This is a genomic window from Xanthomonas sp. 3793 (genome assembly GCF_024806835.1).
GTDB lineage: Bacteria > Pseudomonadota > Gammaproteobacteria > Xanthomonadales > Xanthomonadaceae > Xanthomonas > Xanthomonas arboricola_F.
This window is the reverse complement of the sequence record NZ_JANTYU010000006.1, coordinates 274,147-294,484: the sequence shown is the minus strand read 5'-3', so window position 1 is coordinate 294,484 and position 20,338 is coordinate 274,147. Positions and strand designations below refer to the sequence as shown.

The window sequence follows — 20,338 nt, the reverse complement described above, 5'->3', positions numbered from 1 at the left end:
CGCGATCATCGGCGTCCACGCAGGCAATGCCCATCAGATGAACCGTGAGATCCGCCACAGCATCGTGATCGCCGCCGCGCCCGAAGTGGTGTCCGCTGCGCTGTCCGAGCCCGTGCAGCTGGCACGCTGGTGGACGCGCGAGGTGCAGCAGGCCGATGACTGCGTGCGCCTGGACTGGAGCGGCCATGGCTGGCAGGTGGTGCTGCGTATCGACGAAGGCGCCGACCATCGCTTGGTGCGCTGGCGCTGCGAGCGCTCCAACATGCTCGACACCGCAGCCTGGGAGGGCACGGTGATGCGATTCGATCTGATCTCCACCAGCGAGGGCACGCGGGTGGAGTTCGTGCAGTCCGGCTACCGCGACTCGCCGTGCCTGGAGGCCTGCACCCAGAGCTGGCGGTACTTCCTGGGCAGCAGCCTCAAACGCTATGTCGAAACCGGGCGGGGCATGCCCTACCCGGACATGCCCGACACCCGCGACCCCGCGCTGCGCTGAGCGCCGCGCGCGCTCATGCGGTGCGCGGCTGGCCTACCGACGGCGCGCCGGGGACAGGCAACTGCGCATCCACCGTGACCGGGCCATCGGCCTGCAGCAGTGCGCGCGCTTCCGCCTCGCTGGCCACCGCCGGCGGCGAGCCACGCAGCGGCAGGCCGGCGGTCTCACGCACGAACAGCATCGTCACCAGGCCGATCGCCGCCGCACCCATCAGGTAATACGCCGGCACCAACGGGTCGCCGGTGCGCTCCACCAGCCAGGCGGTGACCAGCGGCGTGGTGCCGCCGAACAGCGACACCGATACATTGAAGGCGATCGACAGGGCGCTGTAGCGCACCGGCGTATAGAACAGCGCCGGCAACGTGGACGGCATCGAACTGGTAAAGCACACCAGCGCCAGCCCCAGCAGCATCAATCCAAGGAAGATCAGCGCATCGGAGCCGCTGCCGATCAGCAGCAGGCATGGAATCGCCAGCGCGAACAGGGCGATGCACGCGCCGATGATCATCGGCCGACGCCCCAGCTTGTCGCTGAACAGGCCGCCGACGATGTTGAGCGGCATCATCACCAGCATCACCAGGATGATCAGCAGCAGTCCCTTGCTCTCGGCATAGCCCATGGTGACGCTGAGATAGCTGGGCATGTAGGTCAGCAGCATGTAGTCGGTGACGTTGAACACCAGCACCAGGCCGACGCACTTGAGCAGCTGCGGCCAGTGCAGGCGCAGCAGGGTCATCAGGCCCTGGCCCGCAGTCTCGCGCTCGCGTTGTTCGGATTGTTCGGTGTAGGCGCGGAACGCGGGGGTTTCTTCCAGTTTCATGCGCATGTACAGGCCAAGCAGCCCAAGCGGGCCTGCGATCAGGAATGGCACCCGCCAGCCCCAATCGAGCATCTGCGCCGGGGTCACGCTCATGTGTAACGCGGTCACCGTGGCAGCACCGGCGATATAGCCGCCCAGCGTGCCGAATTCCAGCCAGCTGCCCATCAGGCCGCGATTGCGGTCGGTGGCGTATTCGGCAATGAAGGTGGCCGCGCCGCCGTATTCGCCGCCGGTGGAAAAGCCTTGCAGCAAGCGTGCGAGCAACAGCAAGGCCGGTGCCCACAGGCCGATGCGTTGGTAGGAGGGAATCAGGCCAATGCTGAAGGTGCCCAAGGCCATCAGGATCATCGTGGCCGCCAGCACCTTCTGCCGCCCGTAGCGATCGCCCAGCGGGCCGAACACCATGCCGCCGATGGGCCGCACCAGGAAGGCGACGGTGAAGGTGGCGAAGGTGGCGATCAACTGCGCGGTGGGATTGCTCGCCGGGAAAAACACCTGCCCCAGCGTCACCGCCAGGTAGCCATAGACGCCGAAGTCGAACCACTCCATCGCATTGCCCAGCGCCGCTGCGCTCACCGCACGGCGCAGCATGCTGCGATCCACCACGGTGACATCGTCGAGCTGCAGTTGGCGGCGGCGTTTGAACCAGCCGAAGTGCGAACGGATCGCGCGTGTGTCGTGCATGTGTTGGTCTCCAGGTGCTTTTCAGCTGCGGGCCACCGCTGCCCGCTCGTCCTGACAACCCACAGGACACGGCACATCACACACACACGGCAGGAGCACATGCACTGGAGAGGCCGGAGGCATTCCCGGACGGCCGCGTCAACTCAGCGGCGCTGCGGGACAGATGACCAAAGGGATGGGCGTGCGCCCAAGGGCTTGATCAGCGCGTCATGTTACTACAGCGTACAAGTCGCTGCAGGCGTGAGCGCGCGCAGTGCAGGATTTGCGCTGATTTCAGGCGTTTGCGTGATGTTGCGCAGTGCCCAAGACCGCGGCAACGCCGGCTGCGCGATGCCAATAATAGGGTTCTGATGCTTGGGCACGGCGGGTTGCGTGGCGCTGCACGCTCGGAACAGCCCACACAGCTGTGCAGTTGCCAGATGGGCGCGGCACGTGCTCGGCGTAGGCATGTACGACTTCGTACACTGCAGTTCCAGGCGCGTCGTCTGCAGCATTAGTTGCATCGTCTGCACGAAGCTGACGAGTGCTCGCCACGTGTTCCTGGCCGCTCCCAATGCGACGACGCGCGCAATCGGGCCAGCTGCAGTGCATAGGCAACTGCAGGCTACAACAGTTGCGACGCGGGTTAACCTGCGTCCAGCACCGCCAGCAGGTCTTGCAGATCGTCGCGCGTCTGCGGGCGGACCGCGCGGGCGACTTCCTGGCCATCGCGCAGCAGGATCACCGTCGGCCAGAGCTTGACCCGAAACGAGCGACCAAGCGGCCGCCCTTTTCCATCTTCGAACTTGCGGTACGCCATCGCGTCATAGCCACCGAGCAGTTTCTGCAACAACGGTTGCGCCGCGATGCAATGCCCGCACCAGTCGGTGCCGAACTCCAGCACCTGCAGCCCGGCCTGCGCGTCGATCTCACCACGCTCAGGCGCCTGTGCGGCATATTCGCGAACAAACCCCATCGATACTGCCTCCGTTACGGTGGGCGACTGAACCACGACCTCGCAGTCGATGGCGGTGCGCAATACGCCCGGATCGGGAGTGTACGAAATTCCTCCCGATGCCGAGCGTCGGGCTTGCGCGATGTGATCGGGGCGCTTACGACAGGGCGCGCTGGATATCTTCCAGCGGCAGGTTGGTCAGATCCTTGGCCAGATCGCCAACCAGGCGCTGCTGTGTTTCCTTGTGCAACAACGGGCGAATGCGGCCCAGCGTGGTGGGGTCGGCCACCAGCACCAGATGCGCGTAGTCGTGCTTCAGCGCGCCATCGTTCAAGGCCTGCGACAGCTGCTTGGCGAAGGTCATTTCATCGCGGTCTGCTTCGGTGAGATCCTGCGGTGCCTTGCCGGCCGGGCCATCGTCGTCGACGTTCTGCACGTCGGTGCGCGCATGCTGGCGCAACACCACCTTGGCCTCGTTGCCGGTGTTGGTGAACCAGCGCGCTTCGCCGCCGTCGGCCACGACTACCAAGGCTCCCTGGGGAATTTGCAGACTCATCCGATTTCTCCTGTTTCGATGATCGATGCAGCAGGTGCCGCATCCGGTCGATCCCAACCTAGGCGAGAAGATGTAAGCACTGTGCCTAGCCGGTGTCAGCGCCGCGTTAGCGAGCAGCTGCCGACGCTGGCACCGGCAGCCCCAGATGCCGGCTGAAAAAACGTGCGGTCACGCGCAACGCCTGCTGGCTTTCCGGCAACGTATCGGTGAGATGGAACGCGTGGCCCAGCCCGTCCCACACGTGCAGGTCCGACTCGCGCCCCAGGTCGATCAAACGCGAATGCGTGTATGCGGCCGCGCTCAGTTCGGTCGCGCGCGTGGCGGTGATCAGCAGCGTCGGCGGAAACTGCCGCAGCACCGCATCGGAAAACACCGGAGACACCAGCGGGTCGTGAAAATCCACGCCATCGCCGTAGTACAGGTCTTCCATGATCGGCAATTGGCCGGCCGCGTCAGGCAGCAGCGCATCGTTCACTGCGGCGACCACATAACGCGAATCGCCTCGGTAGCGGGCATCGCCGGCCGCGCAGAACATGCCTGCCGCTGCCGGCATCGGCAAACGCTCCTTGGCAAACCACGCCAGCGATTCGCCGGTGAGCACGCCACCGGCCGAGCAGCCGAACAGGCCGATGTGGGCGGGCGCATAGCGCTTGAGCGCAGCGCGATACACCGCCGCCACGTCTTGACTGGCCGCCGGGAAGCGATGCTCCGGGCCCATGCGGTAATCCACGGCAATGACCGTCATGCCGGTCATTGCCGCAATCGGGATGGCCTCCATCAGCCCGAACGATTGCGCGCTACCCATGACAAAGCCGCCGCCATGCAGCTCGATCAACAGCCGCCTGGCCTGCTCGGGCGTGCGCGTGCGCGGTTCCACCCGCAGCACGGAAACCGCGTTCCAGCGCTCGCGCGTGATCTCCACGGCATAGCGCGTGCGCAGCTGCGCGATCACCTCTTCGGCCCAGCGTTCGGTGTCGGCGCGAATGGCTGGCAGCTGCTGCAGCAAGGTGGCGTTGTCGGCCTTGGCCAACGGGTCCGCACGTGCCACCTCGGCCTGCACGTGGGCGCGTGCTGTGGAGCTGAGATACTCGGAGACCGGCAGGGCAAACGGCGCAACCTGGCGAACGCCTTCGGGCGCCGGCGTGGCGGGCGCGGCTGCAAGGTCTGCAGCCGCTGCACTCAAGGCGCAGGCGGCACCGATCAGCGCGATCAAACGACGTGTCTTCCACCACGGTGATGTCATGCAAGCCCTCCCAGGCGTGATCCGCCGTGGAGCATAGCGGCTGGGCGCGCTGCAGCGCTGTGCCGGATGTGTCGGCGTTGCCGCCGTCAGCGGCTACGATGCGGCCTGCGTACCAACGCACGCCTGGCATCCAAGGCCACGTGCGACGCTGGGCGTACAGCGGCCAACACAACGGCCGTGCGCACGACCAGCCGGGCGCGGCCGGTGCTCGCTGCGACAGTGGCCATGCGCACGCTCCGGTGTTGGGCGCGCCGTCCACACCCACCCGGTAGCCGCTTGCAACGCCTTGCTGGCGCGCTCAGTGCGCTTTTTGCCCGGGGATGGTCGTGGGCGTGCCCAGCGCTTCCTGCACGTACAAGCGCTTGATCAGCACGTACCCCACCACCGTCAGCGGCGCGGCCAACAAGACGCCGGGCAGGCCGAGCAGCATCCCGATGCCGAACAGCGAGAACAGCAACAACACCGGCGGCAGATCCACCGTGCGTTGCTGGATCACTGGCAGCAGCAGGTTGCCTTCGATCTGCTGCACCACCACAAACAGCGCCGCAGTGGCCAACGCCATCTGCGGGCTGACGGTGAAGCCCAGCAGGATGGCCGGAATCGCCGCCAGAATCGGCCCCACGATCGGCACGAAATCCAGCAACCCGGCCACGATGCCGAGCGCCAGTGCACCGGGAATGCCCAGCGCCCACAGCCCCAGGCCAGTGAGCACGCCCACCACCGCCATCGCGATCAACTGGCCGCGCAGCCAAAGCCGCAACGCGGTGCCGCTGGCCTGCAACGCATCGTCGGTGGTGGCCCGCACATGCGCCGGCAGCAACAACAGCGCGCCGCGCCGATACAGCTGCGGCTGCGCTGCCAGATACACCGCGCCGGCCAGCACCAGAAACAGATTGGCCACACCGCCGGTGATGCTCAGCGCAAAGGCACCGGCGCGCGGCGCCAGGTTGGATACGCGCGCCGGCGCCTGGCGTGTCAGTTCGTCCAGGGCCGGGCCCAACGGCCCGGCGGCGAGCCAGTCGTGAACGCGCGTCCAGGCCTGCGGCAAGGTGCGCTGCAGGGCGCCCACTTCCGAGGCCAGCTGCGACCCGAACAACCACAGCAATGCGGTGAACCCCAGCGTCAGCACGATCACCACCAGGGCCAGCGCCCAGCCGTCCGACAGGCGCGTGCGTCGCCTCACCCAGCCGGACAAGGCACGCAGCAATACCGCCACCACGATCGCACCGAACACCATCAACAACAGATCCGACAACGCCCACATCATCCACGCACAGGCCACCAGGGCCAGCACGACGATCACACGGACGACAAAGGCGCGAAGCTCGGAAGAGGGCATGGCTCACTCGCAAAAACAGATCACACCCGCCAGCCTAATCACGCTGACGAGAAGATCCCGTTGCCATGCCGATGCGCGTGCCACCGGCCGCGGCGCGGCCGTCGGTGGGACGGCAGCCGCGCACATGGCCCGCCTGGCTGGTGTGGCGATCAGCCCAGGTACGGCCGCTCGCTGGCAAACAGCACTTGGCGCGCAGCGTTGCGCCAGTGCGTGGGGCAACGTTCGCCCAGCACGACCACCGCCATCGTGTAAGCCATGCCGCGGCCGACCAGGCTCACCCGCCCGAGCGCCGCCTCGGCCTGCTCCGGGCTGCGCCCGGCCTGCACAGCGGCGAAGAAGCGTTCGATCCCGGCCGCATCCTCGTCGGCTTCCTGCAGGGTGATGGCCCGCGCCGCATCGGCCTGCCAGCCCTCTCGTGCGGCCAGAGCCCAGGCGCTCGGTGCGGTATAGACATCCAGCCCGGCCCCGGCCGGCAGCGCGCGCACCTGGTGCAGCAGGTCGGCCCCGGCCCCCTTGGAGGCGGCCGCCAAGCGCAGTAGCCGCGCGTGGACATCGGCATTGCCGGAGGCCTTGAGCACGGCGGTACGCAGCTCGCCCTGGGCAAGCGCGTGATACCCCTCATACGGCGTGCCCTCGGTGCCCTTGCCGCTCTCCAGTGCCATGATCGAGGCCAGCGCGGCCGATTGCTGCGCCAGCGCCGGCAGGTCCGGGGCCAAGCCGCGGTAGCGCTGCAGGCGCGCCAACGTCACGATCACCTCGTCGCTCAGCGCCGGCGCACGCACGGCCTGCTCCAGCAGGGTTTGCGCCTGTGCCAGCTGGCCTTGCTCGATCTGCACCGCGGCGGCGGCGCGTTGCAACCACGGATCGCGCGGCCAGCGCTGCTGCGCCTGCACGAAGGCCTGGTCGCGCTGCGGGCCCTGGGCGCTGCAGCGGATCGCCGCATAGGCCAGCGCCGATGACTGCGGGGCAGCCTGGGCACTGGCGGCGTGCCGCGCACACACCTGCCCGCGTTGCGCCGGCGCGGCGATGTCCTGCTGCATGCGCAGGGCGGCCACGTCCTGCCGATCGCGCTGCAGGCGCTCGTCCAGCACTGCCGGCAGCGTCTCCGGCGCCACCCGCTGCAACTGCGCCAGCCACTGCAGGATGTACGGTGCGTCGCCGGCATCCCAGCGTGCGTGCGCCTGCATCAGCGCCAGGTCCTGCGCGGGTGTCAGCTCGCCCAGCAGTTGATGCGGCGGCCGGCCGGAAACGGCCGTCACCACATCGCGGTACTGGCTGCCCTTGCCGCTGACCGTTTGCGGCGGCTCGTCGAAGACCGCCTGCGCGGTGGTGCGTTCCCAGCGTGCGTTGTCGAGATGGCGTGTGCTGTCTTCCGCTGCCGCGCCATAGCTGGCGCGCCAGTGCAGCAGCAGCGCGGCACCGGCCACGTTGTAGGCGAACTGGCCGCCGTGCCCGCCGCTGGGCGCATCGAAGGTTTCGATCAGCCCGCCCGCGGCCGAGCGCGTGCTGACGTGGTGGCTTGCACGTTCTGTCAGCTGGAACACGTGGCGACCGTTGGGCGGCAGCGAGGCGATCTGGTCGTCGATGGTCACCGTCACCGTCTGCTGCAAGCCGTTGTAGGCAACCACCTCGGCCAGGCCGACTGTGCCGCCGGCCCACAGCACCCCGGCCACGATGGATGCGGCCACCGCCACGCGCGCGACGGAAGGAAACAGGCCGTCGGCGGCCAGGAAGCGCTGCCAGAGGTTCTGTTTGAGGTTGCGCTGGCGCTCCTCGCCCGGCAGACGCACCGGATAATCCGCAGGTGCCGCCGCCGGGGTATCACTGGTGGACGCAGGCGCAGCGTGGCGCAACTGCGCGGCCACCGCATCTTCGGCACGCAGCAACTGCTCCAGACTGGCATCGCGCAGCTCGCACAGCGCCCCCATGGTGACCTGCACCCAGCCCTTGGCCGCGTCCATCCACGGGTTGATGTTGCTTTGGTCGGCCTCGGCCAGCCGGAACTCCGGCAGGCACTGCTGCCAGTGTTCCTTCCCCAGGGCCGCACCCAGTGGGGCATTCAAGTGCACGCGCGCGGCCTGCTCGTACACCCGGCGCAGCCCCCGTTGCAGCTCGTTGCACGCAGCCACCAACTGGCGCAGCTCCCTGGCAGACACCCGGCCATCGGCGATCACGCTGTGGAAGGTCTGCAGGTACAGCAGGTGCGCATCCTCCAGATCGGCGATGGTGTGGTCGGTGTAATGCAGCACGGCCAGGTAGCCACGCAACAGCTCGGGCCAGCCGCCGCCGAGGGTGGTGGCCGCGGCCAGATGCACGCTGCGGCAGCGGCGGTCGTGGCCGCTGACCCGCGCTCGCAGCACCTGCAGTTCGTCATCGAGTTCTGCGATCACCGCAGGCAGCTGCGCGCGCGTCAGGCTGGTGCCCTTCCAGGTCACCACGCCGCCGTTTGCGCGCAGCCCGCCATCCATCAAGGCCTGCAGGCTGGCGCGTTGCCGCTCGCGTTCGCGCAGTCGCTCGATGGCCTGGCCATCCTCAGGCAGGTACAGCCCATCCAGCGCCTGCAGCAGATCGCCCTGCGGCAACGGATCGGCGTACAGCTCGGCCACGGTTCGCGCAGCGCGCGTGCAGGAGCGGCCAAGGTACAGGCCTTGATAGCGCCGCGATAACGACAAGGCCGCAAACTCGCGCTCCAGCGCTGCCAGCGACACCTCGATGTCCACACAGCTGGGCGCCTGGCCGGTGAACAGGCCGAGCGAGACCTGCTCGCGCAACGCTTGCGCGTTGCGCAGCACGTCCATCGCCGGGCGTGCGTCGATCGGGCAGGCGATGTAGTGACGCTTGAGGTTTTCTTCGCGCGCTGCGCTGGGCGGATGGGTGGCCCACATCTGCGACGGCTGCGCGATGTCGTTCTGGAACAGCCGGTACGCGTGCGCCGTCTCCTCCGGCACCGCTGGCACCACGCCGTGGCCGGGGTCGTTCAAGACCACGCGCATGTGCTCGATGATGCGCGACTGGATGGCGAACAGATCCTTGACCGGCCGGTCCTGCGCAAACTCGCGCCCGGCAAAGCGCAACGCGCGCTGCCAGCCGTCGTCGGCCGCCTCCAGCTTGTGCAGCGCATGCACCAGCGCGTCGCTGCCGGTGAGCGAGGCGGCCACCAGGTCGGCCTGGTATTCCATCTCGCGCGACAGCGCGCGCTGCGCCAGCACCACGCCGCGAAAGGCGATTTCGACCAGCGAGCGGATCGACCACACGATCAACGACAGCCCCCAGCCGATCCACGCCACACGCAGGTCGATCCGCGACAGCGTCGCCAGCAGCTTGTCCAGTGCATCGCGCTTGCCCACGATATGCGCGGCGATCTGCTGGGCGATATAGACCCAGCGGCCGACCGCCATCGTGCGTTGGGCGAAGTGGCCGAATTCGTGGGCGAGCACGGCCTTCAATTCGCCCAGGTTCAGCACATTGACCAGGCCCAGGCCGATATCCAGATTCTTGCGCGAAGGCAGCAGCAGATTGAGCAGCGACAGGTCGTAGAACACGCCGGCGTTGACCTGCGCCGACAGGTAGACCTTGTGCGGGCGCGGCGCGCCGGCTTCGTCGGCCAGCCGATGCAGGAACGCGAACAGCTCCGGTTGCTCGGCCGGACGCAGTTCCAGCGCGCGGGTATCGCGTTCGGCGCGCTTGTTGAACACCAGCGCCTTGGCCATGAACACCGCCAGGAAGGCAGCGCCTGCAGCCACCAGCCATAGCCACACGGCCTGCTCGCCGCCGGAGCCCTGCAGCAGCCCGGAGGCCAGCCGATACGCCGTCCAGGCGAACCACCCCAGCAATCCCAGATACACGGCAATGAAGCCGCCCAGCCCGAGCATGGCCAGCCAGGCATTGCGTCGGTATTTACTGCTGGGTGCAGTCAGCCGCTCCGGCACCACCGCCGGGCCTTGCGGATACAGCGATTCCATTCTTCAGTCCCTGTGATGAGTGACCGGGCCACACGCAGTCAATCGGCATCCCGGCCGTATAGTCGAGTCTCCGGGCGCGATCTCCCCTCGCCCCGGCAGCGCCGAAAATAGCGGACTGGCGCAGCAAAATCCATGCGCGGCGACGGGCGGTGCGCTGGCGGCCACGCGCTGCCCGCCGGCGACACCACGTTTCAGTCGTGCTGCACGCGCCGCTCGGCCTGCACCTGCTGGACCGCCTGCAACGCCGAGCGGGTCAGCGGCGTGGGGAGCGCATCCAATGAAAACCAGCCGATATCCAGCAGCACCTGCGGCTCGCGTCGTTGCGCCTGTTCGCTACCTTCGATGGTGGCCAGATACACCGGCGCCACCCAGTGCTGCGGCGGATCCATGTCCGGCTCGAAGTGGCTGACCACGCACAGCACGCGCTGCGGATGCACCTGCAGGCCGGTTTCTTCCAGCACTTCGCGCACCACCGTGGCCTCCACCGTTTCCATCCAGTCCACCTTGCCGCCGGGCAGGCCCCAATGCTCCTGCTCGGGCGCACGCCCGCGCAACACCAGCAACAAATGACCATCGGCGCGTTGGATGAAGGCACCGCAACCAACGCGCGGGCGCCACTCGGCAGAGTTGGGCATCGACAGATCTCGCAAGCTGTGGCGCGCCAGTGTCCCAGATCTGCGCGTGCGGGTAACGCGGTTACACGCAGTTTGGCACTGGCCCGGCGTGCATGGCCTGCCTGTCCAACCTGCACGACGTCCAGATGCAACGCACCGTGCCTGGGCGCCGGCGGCTGGCTGCGGCGATGCGACGCCAGGCCTGCGCGTCACGCCTCCCGCATGCCTAGTGACCAGGAACCGCTGTGCGCGCGCCAGCCGCGAATCCGTGGGTGCGGGCGGACCATGCAATTGCCCATCCGATTGCCAGCAACACTGCCATGGCAGTCGGGAAGCTCTGCGCTCCCCAGTGCTCCAGCAGCACCCCGCCCAGCACCCCACCGCCGGCGATGACGCTATTCCAGGCCACGACATTGAGCGACAGCGCGACATCGGCGCCATCGCCTGCGCTATCGGCAAGCGCGGTCTGCAACAGGGTTGCTGCACCGCCGAAGGTCAGCCCCCAGACCGCGACGCACGCATACACGACCGGCTGCACTCCCTGCAGCAGCGCCAGGACCACCGACACCCCGAAGAACGTGGCCAGCGAGACCAGCACGGTGCCGCGCAGATGCCGTTCCACCAGTCTGCCGGCGATGCCGATGCCAAGCAGTGCCGCCATGCCGAAGGTCAGCAGCAGCACGTCCACGCGCTGGCCCAGCCCTGCGCGCGCAGCGAACGGTGCCACGTAGGTGTAGAGGATGTTGTGCGCCAGCATCCAGGCCATCACCGTGGCGAGCACCGGACGTACACCGGGCGTGCCAAGCACCTTGCGCAATGGCACCCGCTGCGTTGCCGTCTGGCCGGGATAGTCCGGCACCTTGAGCAACACCCAGGCGATCAGCGCGACCGTCAGCGCCGACATGGCCGCGAAAGCGGTGCGCCAGCCGATCAGCCCGCCCATCCAGGTTCCCAGCGGCACGCCGAGCGACAACGCGATCGGCGTGCCCACCATCGCGATCGCCATGGCCTTGCCCTGCTGTTCCGGTTGCACCATGCGCCGGGCATACCCGGCAAGCAGGCTCCACGCCAGGCCCGCCGCTGCACCAGCGAAGAACCGTGCAACCAGAGTCAGACCATAGTGGGTGGACAGGGCAGTGACGGAGTTGAACACCAGGAAGCCGACGATGGTGAGCAACAGAACGCGACGACGGCGCCAGTGCTGGGTGGCGATGGTCAACGGGATCGCCGCCAGCAGCGAGCCCACCGCATAGGCAGTGACGGTCTGGCCGGCGAGCGCGGGGCTCACCCCCAAGCCCTGGGAGATCTGCGGCAGCAGGCCGGCCGGCAGCGTCTCGGTCACGATGCAGATGAAGCCGGTCATGGCCAGGGCCAGCAGGGCGGCGATGGGCAACGGAGCAGCAGGCGCAGGTGCCGGCGGGGCCTTGGAAACGGTCACAGGATGTCCTTGGTCATGAGCAACGGAAATTTATGTACCGAACGATATATATGTAGGCAAAAAAGAAACCCGCTGTGCGGGCCTGTCGATATCCTCGTCCAGTGACGCTGCAAGATATGTATCGATAGATATAAATCTAGGCCGGCGGCATCCGGTTGTCAATGACTTATGTATCGAATAGTATTGATCTAGCAAGTGGAGCGCGTGATGGCACAGATGGGCAGACCACGAACCTTCGATCGCGATGTCGCAGTCGAGCAGGCCCTGCACCTGTTCTGGGAGCAGGGTTACGAGTCGACGTCGCTGAGCCAGCTCAAGGCTGCCATCGGCGGCGGGATCACCGCGCCCAGCTTCTATGCAGCGTTCGGCTCCAAGGAAGCGCTCTACAGGGAATGCATGGAGCGTTATCTGGCGACCTATGCGCAGGTCACCCACTGCTTGTGGGATGCCTCGCTTGCGCCGAGGCAGGCGCTGGAACTTGCCTTGCGGCGCTCGGCCAAGATGCAGTGCGAACGCGGGCATCCCAAGGGTTGCATGGTTGCCTTGGGGGTCATGAGCGCGCCATCTCCGGAACTGGCTGCAATCTCGAGCCCGCTGACGCGATCGCGCGCGCGGACACGTGCGGGCATCCGCGCCTGCGTGGAGCGCGCCATCGCCAGCGGAGAATTGGCAGCCGACCTCGATGCAGCCGCCCTGACCTGTGTCTTCGACAGCTTCCTGCTCGGGCTTTCCACGCTCGCAAGAGATGGTGTGGGTTTCAAGCTCATGGAGGCAGCGATCGCACAGGTGCTGCAGCTTTGGGATCACCACACCGCCCAATAGCCGATGCCTGGCGATCGTCCTCCGCGGTATTCACCTGCATCACCCGCCTGACCCGGCGAGCAACGGCACCATGGTGTGAGCGTTCTGCAGTTCTGGGTGGGCGGCGGCGTACCAGGGCGGTGGTGCGCCCTGCCCGTTACCTACGGCCGCTGACAGCGTTGTTCGCGCATGCAAGCCTTGCCCGCTGGCTCCATCGAAAGAACCTGCGGCTCAGCGCTGCACGCGCACCCCTCTGCGCTGACATCGTCTTAGCGCCGCATTGGCGAGGATGATCGCCTTCGGCGCTGTGTCGGCGCGCATCGGTTGGAGTTGTGCATGTCTCGTATCCTCGTCATCGGCGGCCACGGCAAGGTGGCACGTTTGCTCGCCCCACTGCTGTTGACCGGCGGCCATCACGTCACCGCACTGTTCCGCAATCCCGAGCACGAAGGCGATGTGATTGCCGATGGCGCCACGCCGGTGGTGTTCGACATCGAACACGCCGATACCGACGCCATCGCCGCGCAGCTGGCCGGCCACGATGCGGTGGTGTGGTCGGCCGGCGCCGGTGGCGGCGATGCCGCACGCACCTATGCAGTAGACCGCGATGCGGCGATCCGCTCGATGCAGGCCGCCGAACAGGCGCGCGTACGCCGCTACGTGATGGTGTCGTATCTGGGCGCCGGGCTGGAACACGGCATCGGGCCGGACGACGGCTTTTTCGCCTATGCCCAGGCCAAGGCGGCGGCCGATGCGCATCTGCGCGGCACCGCGCTGGACTGGACCGTGCTCGGCCCCGGCCGGCTGACGCTCGATGCGCCTACGGGCCGCATCGCTCGCGACCCGGGCAGCAATGCCGACGGTGGCGTCTCGCGTGCCAATGTGGCCCAGGTGATCGCCGCAGCACTGGCAACGCCGGCCACCATCGGCAAGACGGTGGGCTTTATCGACGGCCCGACCCCGATCCAGGACGCCTTGTCGCAGCTGGAATGAACGCCAGCCCTGTCGCAACCCGTTGCATGCGCGCAACATGATCAGGCCTAACGTTTTCCTAAACCCGGCCTGGTCATAGTCGCGGGCGCACCCCATTGTGGAGTCCGCTCATGTCTGCGCCCCTCGCCCCGCGCCGTGCCGGCATCCTGCCGCCGTATCTGCTGGACCATGTGGCACAGGCGGCGCCCGAGCATGCACGCCATTGCGCGCAGCTGTCCCGCCAGATCACCGCCCACCTGCGCCAGCAGCGCGCGCGTGGGCTGCTGGCGCGCGCAGAGGTCCTCGCAGCGGATGCCGCACCGGCCACGCAAGCGGTGCGGCGGCGTATCTACGATGCGCAGCAAGGCACCGCCTTGCCCGGCATCCTGGTGCGCGACGAAGGCGCTGCGGCCACCGACGATGTGGCCGTGACCGAGGCCTACGATTATCTCGGTGCCACGCATGATTTCTTCCAGACCGTGTACGGGCGCAATTCCATCGATGGCGCAGGCATGCCGTTGATCGGCAGCGTGCATTACGAGCGCGGTTACGACAACGCATTCTGGGATGGCGAACAGATGGTGTTCGGCGATGGCGATGGCGAGGTCTTCAACCGCTTTACCATCGCCATCGATGTGGTGGGCCATGAGCTCGCTCACGGCGTCACCGAACGCACTGCCAACCTGATCTACCAGGGGCAATCGGGCGCGTTGAACGAATCGGTGTCGGATGTGTTCGGCGTGCTGATCAAGCAGTACAGGTTGCGCCAGAGCGCAAGCGAGGCCGACTGGATCATCGGTGCGGGCCTGTTGATGCCGGGCATCAACGGTGTGGGCCTGCGCTCGATGCGCGCGCCGGGCAGCGCGTACGATGACCCTGCACTGGGCAAAGATCCGCAACCGGCCACGATGGCCGACTATGTCAACACGCAGGAGGACGACGGCGGCGTGCACTACAACTCCGGCATTCCCAATCACGCTTTCTATCGCGCTGCGGTCGCGATCGGCGGGGCTGCGTGGGAGAAGACCGGCCGCATCTGGTACCGCACGCTCACCGGTGGCGAACTGGCCGCCGGTGCCGACTTCGCCACCTTTGCCGCACGCACCGTCACTGTCGCCAGCACCTATTACGGCGCCAACGGCGCAGAGGCGCGCGCCGTGCAACAGGCCTGGCGCGACGTGGGCGTGCTGGCATGAGTCCACAGCGGCCGCCAGTGGAGTCGGGCGTGACCCTGCGCCTTGCACGCGAGGGCGGCGTGGCGGCATTCCCGGCCATGCGCCGCGAGCGGCAACTGCCGATGGATGCATTGGACGATGCGCAGCGGCTGCACCTGCGCGCGTTGCTGGACCAATGCCTGGTGCATGCGTTGCCGCGCCCGCAGGCGGGTGGCGGCGACCGGCGCTATTTCAGCATCGCCTGGGACGGTGCCAGCGAACCGCTGCGCATTCCCGAAGAACATGCGCCGGCCGAACTCGTGCGGCTATGGAAGCAGGGCACGCTGTAGCGCGAGGTGTGCTGCACTGATCGTGCTCCTGGTGCACCGCACGCGTGCGCATCACGCGCAGACGAAGACACCGCGCAATGCGCGGTGTCTTCGATGGAAGGTGGTCCAACTGCGGATGCCTGCACCCTTTAAGCTGCCTAGATGCTCTAGAACTGCACAGCTGGTGACGCATGGTGCAGACCCCTGCGTTAGCGTGACGTGCAGCGCAGTGGTCAGCTTGAAGACACACCCATCATTGCTGCAGTGCAGCCATCGCAGCCGACATCGCCCCGCCCCTTGCAGCAGCTGGCGCCACGCATGTTGCGCACACCCAACCTGCCGTTAGACGCGCCTGCGACACGATGCACGCCCGATGACTGCCGGTGCGCAACACGCCCGCACTTCAGCTCCCACGCGTCACCGATGACGGCGCGCTCAGTGCGCCGGTTCCGCTTCGACCAGATGTGCCAGCAGCGTCAGCGAGTCCTGCCATCCCAGGTAGCAGGCGTAGAGCGGAATCTGCTCGGGGATGCCTTCCTGCACGATGTGCACATCGGTGCCGCAGGGCAGCGCATGCAACTGCACGGTAGTCAGCATGGTGCCCGGCAACGCCGGGTCGTCGAACACGTCGTTGTAGCGCAGCAAGGCGTTGGGCTGCAGCTCCAGGTACGTGCCGCCAAAGGCATGGCGCTGGCCGTTGGCGAAGTTGGTGAACGCCATCCGGAAGGTGCCGCCCACCTGCGCATGCAGGTGTTCGACGTTGCCGGTGAAGCCGGCCGGTGGCAGCCACTTGGCCAATGCATCGGCATCGAGGAAGGCGCGGTAGATGCGCTCGGGGCTGGCACGCACGACGCGGTGCAGCGTGACGGTGGACATGGCGCACTCGCTTGGCTGGCAGAGGACGCCCAGCATGCTACCGCGCGATGACCCTGGCGCGCAGCTGCCGCAGCTTGCGCACGGCGGGCGACGCCGCATGCGCAAGGTGCCGCGCGCGCATCGCATGCATCGGTGACGGCCGGGCGTGAACGCCTGCCCGGCCGCGCTCGTCCCTGGGCACTGACGGTCACGCGATGTGCCCGCCACGACGCGCGACATTGCCGCCACGCCCGCCATCGCCGATAGTCGCGGCACTGATCAGACAACTTCCTATGATGCTCGCGATTGTGTTGCTGCTTGTTGCCGGACTTGTTGCCGTGGCGATGATTGTCGGAGCCATCGTGTGGTGGATGCGCCTGCGCCTGCGCCAGCGCGCGCCCGAGCCCGCGGCCCCGGCAGTCGGTGGTTCCGCGGCCTCCGATGCGCCGGCCGCGTCAGGCGCGGTCGCGCCGGCACCCATCGCGATGGAGACGCAGGCGCCGCCGCCAGCGCCTGCCGCGGCGCAGCCCTTGCAGGCCGAGCCGCCGCCGATGCGTCCGCTGTTGCGGCGCATGTATGCCGCGGTGATGGCCGCCCCGTCGCTGGCCGACGGCAGCCTGCCCGGCGATCCCGCGCAGGCGGCCGTGCTGGACGCGGCGACCGCCGCGCTCGATCACGTCGACCTGCGCCCGCAGCTGTTGCCGCGCCGCCCGCACCTGCTGCCGCAGCTGATGCGCGCGGTCAACGACCCCGACGCGTCCGGGCGCGGTATCGCCGCGATCATCGCGCAGGACCCGGCGCTGGCGGCCAGCCTGCTGCGCATCGCCAACAGTGCGCTGTACCGCCCGCAGGGCGCTCCGCTGGAAAGCCTGGAGCGCGCGGTGGTGCACATCGGCACCGAGGGCGTGCGCCAGATCGTCGCCGCGGCGGTGATGCAACCGGTGTTGAGCCTGGATGGCGGCCTGCACGCGCGGCTGCCCGCGGCGGTGTGGGATTACGCGCTGCGCACCGCCACCGCGGCGGCCGCCTACATGCGCGGACGCGGCGGCGATACCTTGTCGGCGCAGCTGGCCGGCCTGCTGCAGGGCCTGGGCGCGGTGGTGATCCTGCGCGTATTGCGCGATGCCTATGCCGAGCGCCCCGGCCTGCACTACAGCCTGGAGGTGGCCGCGGCCCTGGTCGACCGCCACACCGCCGCAGTGGCCAAGACCATCGCCATCACCTGGGAGCTGCCGGCAACGCTGGGCACCGCGCTGGACGAGCAGCGCCCCGAACACGACAGCACCTTGCTGGCCACCTCATTGGGCCGCGCACTGCGCTACGGCCGCCTGGCCGCCGCGCTGGCCATGCTGGCCCGGCATGGCGCCGAGCAGGAAGACCATGCTCTGAGCGTGCTAGCGACGCTGGAGCCGGACGACGCCGCCAACGCGGCCTTGTGGCAACGGCTGGTGGCTGCCAGCGTGGAGTGAATCGGCAGCTGCCTGCAGTTGGCTCGCGCATCGAGTGCATCGACTTCATCCGTGCAGGAACTTCGCTCGTAGGGCCTACACCAATGCGCTGACCGGCCTGATCAATCTGCCAGGCTGCCTCATGCCATACCCGCTCGCAGCGGCTGCCGTGGCCGCGTAGCGACGCGAACCACTCGGCTGCCTGATCGGCCGGAGGCTCTGGCGCCGCCATGACGCGCAGGAGCGGTGTCGAATCGGTCACAACGCGTTGCACTGGCGCTGGCCAGGGTAATTTCCACTTCGCTGGCGGTGCCGTGGCTTCGCATCCCGGTGCCTGAGGCGCCTGCCGGCTCCACAAGCTGAGCACCGGTCTGATCCGCTCGCTGCATCACGACCTTGGGATGACATGCCGGCTGCAACGCACGTCTGTAATGGCGGTGCGCAGTGGAGTGCGTGTGATCGCCACACCCCCGCAGCGCCTCCCTCCGCCATAGGTGCACCATGTCCCAGCGCAACGCCGGTACCGTGCCACACCCGCTCGTCCTGCTGTTTGGTCTCTTGGTGGCAGTCCCACTGTGCGTTGGCGCGCAGCAGCCAGTGCAGGCGGCCAGTGCCAACACCACCTACATCGATCGCATCGCCTATTCGGCCAGGGCCGATGCCGGGCTGGATGCCAGCGTCGCCAACGAGCGCTCCGCGTTGATGCATTACCTGTGGCGCGGCAAGCAGGTCAGCGTGGCCTACAGCGTGCGTACCGGCCACCTGATAGCGCGCGACGCTGCCGGGCAGCCGCAGGCGACGTTGTCGTACGTGGCCTACACCGCGCCGGCACGCAACGGCAAACCGCGGCCGCTGACGTTTTTCTATAACGGTGGTCCTGGCTCGTCGGCCTCGCTGCTGCATCTGGCCTCGTTCGCACCCAAGCGCATGGCCACCGCGGCGCCCGGCTTCGGCAGCTGGCCCAATTACCCGATGGTGGACAATGCCGAGAGCCTGATCGCCAGCACCGACATGGTGTTCATCGACCCGCCGGGTACCGGCCTGTCGCAGGCGATCTTGCCCAACACCAACGCCACCTTCTGGGGCAGCGATGCCGATGTGCAGGTGATGCGCAACTTCATCCAGCGCTACGTGCAGGTCAATCGCCGCACCAACGCACCGCTGTATCTGTTCGGCGAATCCTATGGCACCACCCGCTCGGCCATGCTGGCGCTGGCGCTGGAATCGGCCGGGATACGTCTGCGCGGCATCGTGCTGCAGTCGTCGATCCTGAACTACTACGCCGACACGATTGCGAGCGGTGGGGTGTATTACCCGGATTACGCAAAAGGCATGAAATACAGCGGCGACACCATCGGCGGCTATTTCCCCAGTTACGCCGCGGTTGCCGCGTACCACAAGCAGACCGAGGTCAGCGCAAGCGATGAGTTCTATGCGCTGGAGATGCGCGCGTTCGTCAGCGTGGTGCACTCGGAGTTTCAGCGCTACGGGCCTACCTGGGTGCTCAGTCAGTACGGGTTTCCAACCATCCTGGGCAAGCCGGTGCAACCCGGTGCGGCGGTGCTGGCGCGGTGGCGGCCACTGTCCGGTTTGACCACGCAGGCCTTGCAAGGCTACTTCTCGTTGGCCTCGTTCAATCAAGGCCTGCTGCCCGGCACGACCATCGGCCGCTACGACGGGCGCGTGCGCCTGCCCAACAGCGACACGCGGCTCAAGGACGATGGCGACCCGTCCAGCATCCTGATCGAGCGCCCACTGGCCAGCGCGCTGGCGCAGCAGTTCCGCACCTATCTGGGGTATAGCGCGCCCAACGCGACCTACACCTCGCTCAACATGGACATCATCAACGTCTGGGACTTCCGCCACGCGGGCCGGCTCCTGCCCGATACCCTGCCAGATCTGCTGGGGGCGCTGCGCCTGAATCCGGCGCTGAAGGTGTTTGCGGTCAGCGGTTATCACGATCTTGCAACGCCGTTCTACAGCACCGAAAAGCAACTCGCGCGGTTGCGCACCATCCGCAATCTCGATGCCGATGTGCAGGTAGCCACTTACGCGGGCGGCCACATGACCTATCTCGACGACACCTCGCGCCCGAAGCTGCAAGCCGACCTGACCGCTTACTACGCCAACGCACCGATCGCCGATGCGGTGCCGCTGGCCTTGCTGGATTCGCCATGGCCGGACAATCGCAACGTCGATGCCGCCACGGCGACGGCAACGCCATGATCGCCCCGCTCATCCACCGCGAGGAACTTCTGATGCGCCTGCTCCGCTGCGTCCGTTACTCCACCACCATGCTCGCCGTGGTGGCCACCACCGTCGGGGCACAAGCGTTGCCACCGCAACGCGTCGCGTCCATCACAACCACCACCGCCCGCCACGGAGGGATCGACGGCCCCTTCATGCCTACCCGGCACGTCGGCGTGGAAGCGGTACGCCCGGACAGCACCGGCGACACGCTGGAAGATCAGGCGCAACAGCGCATCGCCAGCACGCTCGGCGTCGACGGTGCATTGGCGCATGGCGATGCGCTCACCAAGCAGCAGGCGCAGGCGCACGGGCTCGGATTTGTCGCCACGCACTTCGAGCAGATCGATCGCAGCGGCAGTGGGCGCGTCACGCTGCAGGATGTCGAGGCGTACTTGCGCGATCAACGCCGCGACAAGTGATGCAGACCACTGCAACCGGCAACC

The 20,338-nt window shown here is 67.5% G+C and carries 17 protein-coding genes; 8 read left to right on the top strand and 9 right to left on the bottom strand.

The features are described from left to right. Positions 1–37: 37 nt before the first annotated feature. Positions 38–496 (top strand): SRPBCC domain-containing protein, encoded by a 459-nt coding sequence (locus tag FHY18_RS19470; RefSeq protein WP_259159220.1) that lies wholly within the window; start codon positions 38–40, stop codon positions 494–496. Between the two features lie 13 nt (positions 497–509). Here the strand turns inward: FHY18_RS19470 and proP are convergent, their stop codons facing one another. The 8 genes from proP to FHY18_RS19430 all read right to left on the bottom strand — a co-directional run bounded on the left by proP (position 510) and on the right by FHY18_RS19430 (position 12,086). Continuing rightward, positions 510–2,000, bottom strand: coding sequence for a glycine betaine/L-proline transporter ProP (gene proP, locus FHY18_RS19465; protein WP_259159218.1), 1,491 nt, complete (start codon positions 1,998–2,000; stop codon positions 510–512). A gap of 625 nt (positions 2,001–2,625) precedes the next feature. After that, entirely contained in the window at positions 2,626–2,955 is a 330-nt protein-coding gene (locus tag FHY18_RS19460) for a thioredoxin family protein (protein ID WP_259159216.1), read from the bottom strand. A gap of 136 nt (positions 2,956–3,091) precedes the next feature. Continuing rightward, complete coding sequence (locus tag FHY18_RS19455; RefSeq protein WP_005994775.1) at positions 3,092–3,490, bottom strand: host attachment family protein; 399 nt, start codon at positions 3,488–3,490, stop codon at positions 3,092–3,094. A 106-nt stretch (positions 3,491–3,596) separates the two neighbouring features. Further along, entirely contained in the window at positions 3,597–4,733 is a 1,137-nt protein-coding gene (locus FHY18_RS19450) for an alpha/beta hydrolase (protein WP_259159214.1), read from the bottom strand. A gap of 298 nt (positions 4,734–5,031) precedes the next feature. Then, entirely contained in the window at positions 5,032–6,072 is a 1,041-nt protein-coding gene (locus tag FHY18_RS19445) for an AI-2E family transporter (RefSeq protein ID WP_259159213.1), read from the bottom strand. Between the two features lie 149 nt (positions 6,073–6,221). Next, entirely contained in the window at positions 6,222–9,944 is a 3,723-nt protein-coding gene (locus tag FHY18_RS19440) for a M48 family metallopeptidase (RefSeq protein WP_259159318.1), read from the bottom strand. A gap of 281 nt (positions 9,945–10,225) precedes the next feature. Next, complete coding sequence (locus FHY18_RS19435) at positions 10,226–10,669, bottom strand: NUDIX domain-containing protein (RefSeq protein ID WP_259159211.1); 444 nt, start codon at positions 10,667–10,669, stop codon at positions 10,226–10,228. Between the two features lie 205 nt (positions 10,670–10,874). Then, complete coding sequence (locus tag FHY18_RS19430; protein WP_326521225.1) at positions 10,875–12,086, bottom strand: MFS transporter; 1,212 nt, start codon at positions 12,084–12,086, stop codon at positions 10,875–10,877. 207 nt (positions 12,087–12,293) lie between these two features. Here FHY18_RS19430 and FHY18_RS19425 point away from each other — a divergent pair, with 207 nt between their 5' ends. The 4 genes from FHY18_RS19425 (at position 12,294) to FHY18_RS19410 (ending at position 15,363) form a co-directional block, all read left to right on the top strand. After that, positions 12,294–12,908 carry a TetR/AcrR family transcriptional regulator gene (locus tag FHY18_RS19425; protein ID WP_259159209.1) on the top strand — a complete coding sequence of 205 codons (615 nt, stop codon included), beginning with the start codon at positions 12,294–12,296 and terminating at the stop codon, positions 12,906–12,908. A 315-nt stretch (positions 12,909–13,223) separates the two neighbouring features. Continuing rightward, positions 13,224–13,880 (top strand): SDR family oxidoreductase, encoded by a 657-nt coding sequence (locus FHY18_RS19420; RefSeq protein ID WP_259159208.1) that lies wholly within the window; start codon positions 13,224–13,226, stop codon positions 13,878–13,880. A gap of 110 nt (positions 13,881–13,990) precedes the next feature. Then, on the top strand, positions 13,991–15,055 hold the full coding sequence (locus tag FHY18_RS19415) for a M4 family metallopeptidase (protein ID WP_259159207.1): 1,065 nt from the start codon (positions 13,991–13,993) through the stop codon (positions 15,053–15,055). Then, the gene (locus tag FHY18_RS19410; protein ID WP_259159206.1) at positions 15,052–15,363 is read left to right on the top strand and encodes a protealysin inhibitor emfourin; all 312 of its coding nucleotides are present in this window, start codon (positions 15,052–15,054) and stop codon (positions 15,361–15,363) included. The genes FHY18_RS19415 and FHY18_RS19410 overlap by 4 nt, the downstream gene beginning before the upstream one ends. Positions 15,364–15,777: 414 nt before the next feature. On the opposite strand, the gene FHY18_RS19405 is transcribed toward FHY18_RS19410, so the two are convergent. Next, positions 15,778–16,218, bottom strand: coding sequence for an SRPBCC family protein (locus tag FHY18_RS19405; protein WP_259159205.1), 441 nt, complete (start codon positions 16,216–16,218; stop codon positions 15,778–15,780). Between the two features lie 272 nt (positions 16,219–16,490). Here FHY18_RS19405 and FHY18_RS19400 point away from each other — a divergent pair, with 272 nt between their 5' ends. From FHY18_RS19400 to FHY18_RS19390, 3 genes are all read left to right on the top strand, one after another. Next, entirely contained in the window at positions 16,491–17,666 is a 1,176-nt protein-coding gene (locus FHY18_RS19400) for an HDOD domain-containing protein (RefSeq protein WP_259159204.1), read from the top strand. Positions 17,667–18,146: 480 nt separating this feature from the next. Then, complete coding sequence (locus FHY18_RS19395) at positions 18,147–19,871, top strand: peptidase S10 (protein WP_259159203.1); 1,725 nt, start codon at positions 18,147–18,149, stop codon at positions 19,869–19,871. 32 nt (positions 19,872–19,903) lie between these two features. Next, entirely contained in the window at positions 19,904–20,314 is a 411-nt protein-coding gene (locus FHY18_RS19390; protein WP_259159202.1) for a hypothetical protein, read from the top strand. The last annotated feature ends 24 nt before the right edge of the window (positions 20,315–20,338 follow it).